This window comes from Ralstonia pickettii (assembly GCF_000607165.1).
Classification (GTDB): domain Bacteria; phylum Pseudomonadota; class Gammaproteobacteria; order Burkholderiales; family Burkholderiaceae; genus Ralstonia; species Ralstonia holmesii.
This window is the reverse complement of record NZ_JFZG01000020.1, coordinates 163,533-173,852: the sequence shown is the minus strand read 5'-3', so window position 1 is coordinate 173,852 and position 10,320 is coordinate 163,533. Positions and strand designations below refer to the sequence as shown.

Here is a 10,320-nt window from a genome sequence, read left to right as displayed (position 1 = left end):
CAGCCGGGCCCGTCCGCTCGCTGCGGTGAGGTACGGAGAATCGGTGGGCCGGCTGTGCGTGGCTTTTGTGCGGATACGCAGGCATCGCTGCGTCGCGTGGATATAGCTGCTGGCCAGCGACTCGCAATGATGTTCGCGATCTTCCTAGCTATACCGGTCGACTGCGGTTGTGACTTCCGAGGAAGGCTCCGCCAGCCTCTCCGTCGGCGCCCTGGTGCGAGCATTGGAGTGGCATAGCGGCGCCAGTCCCTCGTCGATCTGAATTGCCCTATAAGGATGAAAGCATCAATGCTCGAAATCTCGCGATTTCATCAAGCAATGCTTGACAGGGTGCCCTGATGGTCCCATAATCGCAAGTTCTCTTCGGAGAGGTGCCCGAGTGGCTAAAGGGGGCAGACTGTAAATCTGTTGGCTTACGCCTACGTTGGTTCGAATCCAACCCTCTCCACCAGAATTAAGCAGTGAGTTCGGTCGCAAGGCCGGGCGGCAAGGGAAGAAGTAGCCCGGGCGGGTGTAGCTCAATGGTAGAGCAGAAGCCTTCCAAGCTTACGACGAGGGTTCGATTCCCTTCACCCGCTCCATTCACTGTTCGTAAGTTTTGCCCATGTGGCTCAGTGGTAGAGCACTCCCTTGGTAAGGGAGAGGTCGGCAGTTCGATCCTGCCCATGGGCACCACGCATCCACCAACGCAAATCGCTACCGAGACAGGAGTCGCGACATGGCAAAGGAAAAGTTCGAGCGGACCAAGCCGCACGTGAACGTTGGTACGATTGGTCACGTTGACCACGGCAAGACGACGCTGACCGCGGCGATCACGACCGTGCTGGCGACCAAGTTTGGTGGTGCCGCCAAGGCATACGACCAGATCGATGCAGCGCCGGAAGAAAAGGCACGTGGCATCACGATCAACACCGCGCACGTCGAGTACGAAACGGCTAACCGCCACTACGCGCACGTTGACTGCCCGGGCCACGCCGACTACGTCAAGAACATGATCACCGGTGCCGCCCAGATGGACGGCGCCATCCTGGTGTGCTCGGCCGCTGACGGCCCGATGCCGCAAACGCGTGAGCACATCCTGCTGGCCCGCCAGGTTGGTGTGCCGTACATCGTCGTGTTCCTGAACAAGTGCGACATGGTGGACGACGCCGAGCTGCTGGAGCTGGTCGAGATGGAAGTGCGCGAACTTCTGTCGAAGTACGACTTCCCGGGCGACGACACCCCGATCATCAAGGGTTCGGCCAAGCTGGCGCTGGAAGGCGACAAGGGCGAACTGGGCGAAGTGGCCATCATGAACCTGGCCGACGCACTGGACACCTACATCCCGACGCCGGAGCGCGCTGTTGACGGCACGTTCCTGATGCCGGTGGAAGACGTGTTCTCGATCTCCGGTCGCGGCACCGTGGTGACCGGCCGTATCGAGCGCGGCGTCGTCAAGGTCGGCGAAGAACTGGAAATCGTCGGTATCAAGGCCACGCAGAAGACCACCTGCACGGGCGTGGAAATGTTCCGCAAGCTGCTGGACCAAGGTCAGGCAGGCGACAACGTCGGTATTCTGCTGCGCGGTACGAAGCGCGAAGACGTCGAGCGCGGCCAAGTGCTGTGCAAGCCGGGTTCGATCAAGCCGCACACGCACTTCACGGGCGAGGTCTACATCCTGTCTAAGGACGAAGGTGGCCGTCACACGCCGTTCTTCAACAACTACCGTCCGCAGTTCTATTTCCGTACGACGGACGTGACCGGCTCGATCGAGCTGCCGGCCGACAAGGAAATGGTCATGCCGGGCGACAACGTGTCGATCACCGTCAAGCTGATCGCCCCGATCGCCATGGAAGAAGGTCTGCGCTTCGCAATCCGTGAAGGCGGCCGTACCGTTGGCGCCGGCGTCGTCGCTAAGATCATCGAGTAAGTGCTGTAACTCTTCCGTGCGGCTGCCAACCGGCCGCACGTGAAGTGCCAGAGTGGGGTTGACCGAAATGGCAACCCCAAAGCTGTTTTAGGGGTATAGCTCAACTGGCAGAGCGTCGGTCTCCAAAACCGAAGGTTGGGGGTTCGATTCCCTCTGCCCCTGCCAATTCATCAGCCGCGTCGCGCAGGAAAACGCGCCACGCGGCTTAGTCTCGTTTGGGAAACATGGCCAATCCGAACGTCGAAACCGTCAACACCGCCAGCGGCAAATGGTTGCTGGCCTTGGCGTTCCTACTGCTGGTTGCTGGGGTGATCGGTTTTTACCTGCTGGCGCAACAGCCGAGCTATGTCCGTGCTGCCTCGCTGATCGGCGGGCTGGTGTTGGGCGCAGGCGTTGCGCTGGTGTCCGCACCTGGGCAGGGCTTCATCGAGTTCGCGCGCGAGTCGTACCGCGAAGTTCGCAAAGTGGTGTGGCCGACGCGAAAGGAAGCCGGGCAGATGACCGGTCTGGTGTTTGCGTTCGTCGTGATCATGGCCCTGTTCCTGTGGTCTGCGGACAAGCTCATCGAGTGGGTGATCTTCTCGCTCGTGCTGGGCTGGAAATAATCGGGTAAAGCCATGACGGATAACGTAGCGAACGACACGTCCGCGGATTCGTCCGCACCGGCCTCGAAAAAGCGCTGGTATGTCGTGCATGCCTATTCGGGCATGGAAAAAAGCGTGCAACGCGCGCTGCAGGAGCGCATCGAGCGCGAAGGCCTGCAACATCTGTTCGGCCAGATTCTGGTGCCGTCGGAAGAGGTGATGGAGAGCAAGAGCGGTCGTAAGACCGTGACGGAGCGCCGCCTTTTCCCCGGCTATGTCTTTGTCGAAATGGAGATGACCGACGAGACCTGGCACTTGGTGAAGAACACTTCCAAGGTGACTGGTTTCATTGGTGGTACGGGCAATCGCCCCTCGCCGATTTCCAAGAGCGAAGTCGACAAGATCATGGCCCAGATCCAGGAAGGGGTCGAAAAGCCGCGTCCCAAGACGCTGTTCGAAGTGGGGGAAATGGTGCGCGTGAAGGAAGGCCCGTTTACCGATTTCAACGGCAACGTCGAGGAAGTGAACTACGAGAAATCGCGCCTGCGCGTTTCCGTGACGATCTTCGGGCGTGCGACGCCCGTCGAGCTCGAGTTCGGTCAGGTCGAGAAGGTTTAAAAAATCGGCGTGGTGGCGCAAGCCACCGCGCCATTCGCCCGGTCCACTGGACTTGGCGGGCAACGGTGGCGAAGCCGCCCGCGCCAACAGAGGAGCGTCGGCTCTGCGCCGATGCGTTACCACTCAACAGGATTGCCGTGGTCGTTTGAGCTAGGCAATCCGGATTGGAGTCAAGATGGCCAAGAAAATTATTGGCTTTATCAAGCTGCAAATTCCGGCTGGTAAAGCAAATCCGTCCCCGCCCGTCGGCCCGGCCCTGGGTCAGCGCGGTCTGAACATCATGGAGTTCTGCAAGGCGTTCAACGCGCAGACTCAAGGTATGGAACCGGGCTTGCCGGTGCCGGTGGTGATCACCGCTTTCGCCGACAAGAGCTTCACCTTCGTGATGAAGTCGCCGCCGGCGACCGTGCTCATCAAGAAGGCTGCCGGTATCCAGAAGGGTTCCGCCAAGCCGCATACCGACAAGGTCGGCAAGATCACTCGCGCTCAGGCAGAAGAAATTGCCAAGGCGAAGAACGCTGACCTTACCGCTGCAGATCTGGACGCCGCCGTGCGTACGATCGCCGGTAGCGCCCGTTCGATGGGTATCACGGTGGAGGGCCTGTAATCATGGCAAAGATTTCGAAGCGTACGGCCGCTAACAAGGCCAAGGTCGAGCGTACCAAGTTCTATCCGATCGACGAAGCGCTGAGCCTCGTCAAGGAATGCGCCAGCGCCAAGTTTGATGAGTCCATCGACGTGGCCGTGCAACTTGGCATCGATGCAAAGAAGTCGGACCAAGTGGTCCGTGGTTCGGTGGTGCTGCCTGCTGGTACCGGCAAGTCGGTGCGTGTGGCCGTGTTTGCCCAAGGCGACAAGGCCGAGCAAGCCAAGGCTGCTGGCGCTGAGATCGTCGGCATGGAAGACCTCGCCGAGCAGATCAAGGCCGGCAAGATGGACTTCGACGTCGTGATCGCTTCGCCGGACACGATGCGCGTGGTCGGTACGCTGGGTCAGATCCTGGGCCCGCGCGGCCTGATGCCGAACCCGAAGGTCGGCACCGTGACGCCGGACGTTGCCACGGCCGTGAAGAACGCCAAGGCTGGTCAGGTTCAATTCCGTGTCGACAAGGCCGGTATCATCCACGCCACCATCGGCCGCCGCTCGTTCGAGCCGGCAGCGCTGAAGAGCAACTTGGCTGCACTGCTGGACGCACTGACCAAGGCCAAGCCGGCATCGAGCAAGGGTGTGTACCTGCGCAAGGTCGCCGTCTCGTCGACGATGGGCGTGGGCGTGCGCGTTGACCAGGCGACCCTGGCGGCTGCCTGATAGCCCTCGATTATTCGCACTGGGTGGCCCGATAACCATCCCGGTGTTAGCAGTTTTCTCTCGCGTGGCCCCGGCCACGCGGACCCTTGAAGTTTGAGGGACCAGACTTTGGGCAGTGGTAGACGTTTGCGCGAGCAAGCCGACGCCGCTGGTTATCAAAGACCGTTGGCGGTGAAGGGCTCCTTGGGGCCAACGCCTTAATCGCGGCTCCCTCCGGAAACGGCGGCGATGCTCGGCCAACGCAGATGGCGCCCCCGAAGGGAATAAGTGACTTTGGTATTGCCGAAGTGATTTGTGCCAATCGGACGCCGTACTTTTGGACTGACCGAGGTGACCGCAGTGACTGTGGAAACCGAAGTCGTTTTGGAGCTTAACCGTGGCACTCAATCTCGAAGATAAGAAGGCCGTCGTGGCCGAGGTAACGGCGCAAGTCGCCAAGGCCTCGACCATCGTCGTTGCTGAATATCGCGGTATCACGGTTGGCGATCTGACCAAGCTGCGCGCGCAAGCGCGCCAGCAAGGCGTCTACCTGCGCGTTCTGAAGAACACGCTGGCACGCCGCGCTGTTGAAGGCACGCCGTTTGCCGAACTCGCCGAGCAACTGACTGGCCCGCTGATCTACGGTATTTCCGAAGACGCAGTGGCCCCGGCCAAGGTGCTGAACGATTTCGCCAAGGGCAATGACAAGCTGGTGCTGCGCGCCGGTTCGTACGATGGCAAGGTTCTCGACGTCGACGCCGTGAAGGCGCTGGCAACGATTCCGAGCCGCGAAGAACTGCTCAGCAAGCTGCTGTTCGTCATGCAGGCTCCGGTGTCGGGCTTTGCCCGCGCCCTGGGTGCCCTGGCTGCCAAGCAAGGCGAAGGCGAGACTGCAGCGGCCTAATAGGCTGCAGCACCGCGTACAGATCGCACGATCGATACCGAATCACATTCTGGAGTTATTCAAATGGCAATCACCAAAGACGACATCCTGGAAGCCGTTGGCGCGATGTCCGTGATGGAACTGAACGACCTGGTCAAGGCGTTCGAAGAGAAGTTTGGCGTGTCGGCTGCTGCCGTGGCCGTGGCCGGTCCGGCTGCTGCTGGTGGCGCTGCTGCTGCTGAAGAGCAAACCGAATTCACCGTGACGCTGAAGAGCGCCGGCGCGAACAAGGTTGGCGTCATCAAGGCCGTGCGTGAAATCACCGGTCTGGGCCTGAAGGAAGCCAAGGACCTGGTCGATGGCGCACCGAAGCCCGTGAAGGAAGGCGTCGACAAGAAGACCGCCGACGAGCTGGTGAAGAAGCTGGTGGAAGCCGGCGCGGAAGCCGAAGCCAAGTAAGTGCAGGTCTCGCGTGCCGTACTCGGTACGCGATAGAGGCTGGCAAAGGGATATTTCCCGGCGCCAGCCTTTTTGCGCTTGTAGGGCCGATTGTTGAGCGATTCCGCAATCACGCTTTAAGTATCGTTGAAGTCTCTTTGCCGGGTTTTTCCGGCAGCCGGCCAGGACAAGGCCAGCAGAGGCCAAACATCAGTGGCACACTAGGCTGTTCGCAGTCCGCTGATGTTTGTCTTCTGAACCGACTGCAGAAGGCAAGTTTGGTCGGGTACTCCCCCGTCCGTAGCATGGGCTCCATGGGCCCATGTGCGGGTGGCGCGCGCAGTACCGTCAGCCAGAGGTTGGTAGCGGCCAACCGCCAAATCCCGTCACCAGTCGCTGAACACCTCAAGTGTCAGGCGTGCTTTATCGCCTTAAGTCCGTCGCGCGCACTTGCGATGATTCGGAGATCCCATGGCGTACAGCTTTACCGAGAAGAAGCGTATTCGCAAGAGTTTCGCGAAACGCGCAACGGTTCATCAGGTTCCCTTCCTGCTTGCCACCCAGATTCAATCGTATGCCCAGTTCTTGCAGGAGAACGCTCCTGTTGCACAACGCAAGAGCGAAGGTCTGCAAGCGGCGTTCAACGCCATTTTCCCCATCGTGTCGCACAATGGTCTGGCACGCATGGAGTTCGTGTCGTACCACCTGTCCAACCCGCCGTTTGACGTCAAGGAATGTCAGCAGCGTGGTCTGACCTTCCACTCGGCGCTGCGCGCAAAAGTGCGCTTGATCATCAACGACCGCGAGAATCCCACCAAGGTCAAGGAGATCAAGGAGCAGGAAGTCTACATGGGCGAAATTCCGCTCATGACCTCCACCGGTTCGTTCGTGATCAACGGTACGGAACGTGTGATCGTGTCCCAGCTGCACCGTTCGCCGGGCGTGTTCTTCGAGCACGACAAGGGCAAGACGCACAGCTCGGGCAAGCTGCTGTTCTCGGCGCGGATCATTCCGTACCGTGGCTCGTGGCTCGATTTCGAATTCGACCCGAAGGACATCCTGTACTTCCGCGTTGACCGCCGCCGCAAGATGCCGGTGACGATCCTGCTGAAGTCGATCGGCCTGACGCCGGAGCAGATCCTGGCGCACTTCTTCGTGTTCGACAACTTCACGCTCAAGACCGAAGGCGCACTGATGGAATTCGTGCCCGAGCGTCTGCGCGGCGAAGTCGCTCGCTTCGACATTTCCGACAAGAACGGCAAGGTCGTGGTCGAGAAGGACAAGCGCATCAACGCCAAGCACATCCGTGACCTGGATTCCGCCGGCACCAAGCTGATCAGCGTGCCGGAAGACTACCTGCTGGGCCGCGTGCTGGCGAAGAACATCGTCGATCCGGACACCGGTGAAGTCCTGGCCAATGCCAACGACGAACTGACCGAAGGCGTGCTCGAGAAGCTTCGCGACGCCGACGTGAAGGAAATCCAGACGCTGTACACGAACGACCTCGATCAAGGTCCGTACATGTCGGCGACGCTGCGCACGGATGACACGGCCGACCAGACCGCCGCGCGTATCGCTATCTACCGCATGATGCGCCCCGGCGAGCCGCCGACCGAAGACGCCGTTGAAGCGCTGTTCCAACGTCTGTTCTACAACGAAGACTCGTACGACCTGTCGCGCGTTGGCCGCATGAAGGTCAACAGCCGCTTGAACCGTTCGGCTGGTACCGGCCCGATGGTGCTGACGGACGAGGACATCCTCGACACGATCAAGCTGCTGGTGAACCTGCGTAACGGCAAGGGCGAAGTGGACGATATCGACCACCTCGGCAATCGCCGTGTGCGTTGCGTCGGCGAACTGGCGGAAAACCAGTTCCGCGCCGGTCTGTCGCGCGTTGAGCGTGCCGTGAAGGAGCGTCTGGGCCAGGCCGAGACGGAAAACCTGATGCCGCACGACCTGATCAACTCGAAGCCGATTTCGTCGGCGATTCGCGAGTTCTTCGGTTCGTCGCAGCTGTCGCAGTTCATGGACCAGACCAACCCGCTGTCGGAAGTCACGCACAAGCGCCGTATTTCGGCCCTGGGCCCGGGCGGTCTGACGCGCGAGCGTGCGGGCTTTGAAGTCCGTGACGTGCACCCGACCCACTACGGCCGCGTCTGCCCGATCGAAACGCCGGAAGGTCCGAACATTGGTCTGATCAACTCGCTGGCGCTGTACGCACAACTGAACGACTACGGCTTCCTCGAAACGCCGTACCGCAAGGTTGAAAACGGCAAGCTGACCGATCAGGTGGATTACCTGTCGGCCATCGAGGAAGGCAAGTACGTGGTGGCGCAGGCCAACGCGACGCTGGACAAGGACGGCAACCTGATCGACGAACTGGTCTCCGCGCGTGAAGGTAGCGAGCGTGAAACCCGTATGGTCACGCCGGACCGCGTGCAGTACATCGACGTGGCACCGTCGCAGATCGTGTCGGCTGCAGCTTCGCTGGTGCCGTTCCTCGAGCACGATGATGCAAACCGTGCACTGATGGGCGCAAACATGCAGCGTCAGGCCGTGCCTTGCCTGCGTGCAGACAAGCCGCTGGTGGGTACCGGCGTCGAGCGCACCGTGGCAGTGGACTCGGGTACCGCCGTGCAGGCAACCCGTGGTGGCGTGGTCGACTACGTTGATGCGAACCGCGTGGTGATCCGCGTGAACGATGCCGAAGCTGTCGCTGGTGAAGTCGGCGTGGACATCTACAACCTGATCAAGTACACGCGTTCGAACCAGAACACGAACATCAACCAGCGTCCGATGGTCAAGGTGGGCGACGTCGTTGCCCGCGGCGACGTGATCGCTGACGGCGCCTCGACCGACATGGGCGAGCTGGCGCTCGGCCAGAACATGCTGGTCGCGTTCATGCCCTGGAACGGCTACAACTTCGAGGATTCGATCCTGATCTCGGAGCGCATCGTGGCTGAAGACCGCTACACCTCGATCCACATCGAGGAGCTGTCGGTCGTAGCTCGCGACACCAAGCTCGGACCGGAAGAAATCACGCGCGACATCTCGAACCTGGCCGAAGCCCAACTGGCTCGCCTGGACGAATCGGGCATCACGTACATCGGCGCAGAAGTGGAAGCCGGCGACGTGATGGTCGGCAAGGTCACGCCCAAGGGCGAGACCCAGCTGACGCCGGAAGAGAAGCTGCTGCGTGCGATCTTCGGTGAGAAGGCGTCCGACGTGAAGGACACCTCGCTGCGCGTGCCTTCGGGCATGAGCGGTACCGTGATCGACGTGCAGGTCTTCACGCGTGAAGGCGTGGTGCGTGACAAGCGCGCCCAGTCGATCATCGACGAAGAACTGAAGCGCTACCGCCTGGACCTGAACGACCAGCTGCGTATCGTGGAAGGCGATGCCTTCCAGCGTCTGGAGCGCCTGCTGGTGGGCAAGGTTGCCAACGGCGGCCCGAAGAAGCTGGCCAAGGGCACCGCGCTCACGAAGGAATACCTGGCCGATCTGGACAAGTGGCACTGGTTCGACATCCGCCCGGCGGAAGACGAAGTCGCGCTGCAACTGGAAGCCGTGAAGGTCGCCATCGAGCAGAAGCGCCACGACTTCGACCTCGCGTTCGAAGAGAAGCGCAAGAAGCTCACGCAAGGCGACGAACTGCCGCCGGGCGTGATCAAGATGGTCAAGGTGTACCTGGCCGTGAAGCGTCGCCTGCAGCCTGGCGACAAGATGGCCGGCCGTCACGGTAACAAGGGTGTTGTGTCGAAGATCACCCCGATCGAAGACATGCCCTACATGGCCGACGGCACACCTGCTGACATCGTGCTGAACCCGCTGGGCGTGCCTTCGCGGATGAACGTGGGTCAGATTCTCGAAACCCACCTGGGCTGGGCCGCACGCGGTCTGGGCGAGCGCATCGGCAACATGCTCAAGGCGCAAGCCAAGGCTGCCGAGATCCGCAAGCTGCTGGGTCAGATCTACAACGAGAGCGGCAAGGTTGAAGATCTGGACAGCCTGTCGGACGCTGAAATCCTCGAGTTGGCCGAGAACCTGAAGAAGGGCGTGCCGTTCGCGACGCCGGTGTTCGATGGTGCGCATGAGGACGAAATCCGCCGCATGCTGGACCTCGCCTATCCGGCAGACATCGCGAAGGAGAAGGGCCTGACGGCTTCCAAGCAACAGGTCACGCTGTTCGACGGTCGCACCGGTGAAGCCTTCGAGCGTCCGGTCACGCTGGGCGTGATGCACATGCTGAAGCTGCACCACTTGGTCGACGACAAGATGCACGCGCGTTCGACCGGTCCGTACTCGCTGGTGACGCAGCAGCCGCTGGGCGGTAAGGCCCAGTTCGGTGGCCAGCGTTTCGGTGAAATGGAAGTGTGGGCACTCGAAGCGTACGGCGCGTCCTACGTGCTGCAGGAAATGCTGACCGTGAAGTCGGATGACGTGAATGGCCGGACCAAGGTGTACGAGAACATCGTCAAGGGCGAGCACTCGATCGATGCCGGCATGCCGGAATCGTTCAACGTGCTGGTGAAGGAAATCCGCTCGCTGGGTATCGACATCGACCTCGAGCGCAACTGAGCGCCGATGCGGTGAGGGCGTGG

General features: G+C 61.0%; 8 protein-coding genes and 4 tRNA genes. All 12 read left to right on the top strand.

Features of this window, described 5'->3' with window-relative positions; translation table 11 throughout:
• The first annotated feature begins 365 nt into the window (after nucleotides 1-365).
• The 12 genes from BG83_RS0117480 (at nucleotide 366) to rpoB (ending at nucleotide 10,297) form a co-directional block, all read left to right on the top strand.
• A tRNA-Tyr gene (locus tag BG83_RS0117480) sits at nucleotides 366-451 on the top strand.
• A 56-nt stretch (nucleotides 452-507) separates the two neighbouring features.
• A tRNA-Gly gene (locus tag BG83_RS0117475) sits at nucleotides 508-581 on the top strand.
• A gap of 19 nt (nucleotides 582-600) precedes the next feature.
• A tRNA-Thr gene (locus tag BG83_RS0117470) sits at nucleotides 601-675 on the top strand.
• A 43-nt stretch (nucleotides 676-718) separates the two neighbouring features.
• Nucleotides 719-1,909 carry an elongation factor Tu gene (gene tuf, locus BG83_RS0117465; protein WP_004634449.1) on the top strand — a complete coding sequence of 397 codons (1,191 nt, stop codon included), beginning with the start codon at nucleotides 719-721 and terminating at the stop codon, nucleotides 1,907-1,909.
• A gap of 89 nt (nucleotides 1,910-1,998) precedes the next feature.
• Nucleotides 1,999-2,074, top strand: a tRNA-Trp gene (locus BG83_RS0117460).
• Nucleotides 2,075-2,133: 59 nt separating this feature from the next.
• On the top strand, nucleotides 2,134-2,514 hold the full coding sequence (gene secE, locus BG83_RS0117455) for a preprotein translocase subunit SecE (RefSeq protein ID WP_024977901.1): 381 nt from the start codon (nucleotides 2,134-2,136) through the stop codon (nucleotides 2,512-2,514).
• A gap of 12 nt (nucleotides 2,515-2,526) precedes the next feature.
• On the top strand, nucleotides 2,527-3,111 hold the full coding sequence (gene nusG / locus BG83_RS0117450) for a transcription termination/antitermination protein NusG (RefSeq protein ID WP_024977900.1): 585 nt from the start codon (nucleotides 2,527-2,529) through the stop codon (nucleotides 3,109-3,111).
• A gap of 175 nt (nucleotides 3,112-3,286) precedes the next feature.
• Nucleotides 3,287-3,718, top strand: coding sequence for a 50S ribosomal protein L11 (gene rplK, locus BG83_RS0117445; protein ID WP_004634453.1), 432 nt, complete (start codon nucleotides 3,287-3,289; stop codon nucleotides 3,716-3,718).
• A gap of 2 nt (nucleotides 3,719-3,720) precedes the next feature.
• Nucleotides 3,721-4,419: a 50S ribosomal protein L1 gene (gene rplA / locus BG83_RS0117440; protein ID WP_024977899.1), complete on the top strand. Its 699-nt coding sequence runs from the start codon at nucleotides 3,721-3,723 to the stop codon at nucleotides 4,417-4,419.
• 376 nt (nucleotides 4,420-4,795) lie between these two features.
• Entirely contained in the window at nucleotides 4,796-5,302 is a 507-nt protein-coding gene (rplJ, locus tag BG83_RS0117435) for a 50S ribosomal protein L10 (protein ID WP_024977898.1), read from the top strand.
• 63 nt (nucleotides 5,303-5,365) lie between these two features.
• Entirely contained in the window at nucleotides 5,366-5,740 is a 375-nt protein-coding gene (rplL, locus tag BG83_RS0117430) for a 50S ribosomal protein L7/L12 (RefSeq protein WP_004634456.1), read from the top strand.
• Between the two features lie 450 nt (nucleotides 5,741-6,190).
• Nucleotides 6,191-10,297, top strand: coding sequence for a DNA-directed RNA polymerase subunit beta (gene rpoB / locus BG83_RS0117425; RefSeq protein WP_024977897.1), 4,107 nt, complete (start codon nucleotides 6,191-6,193; stop codon nucleotides 10,295-10,297).
• Nucleotides 10,298-10,320 lie beyond the last annotated feature (23 nt).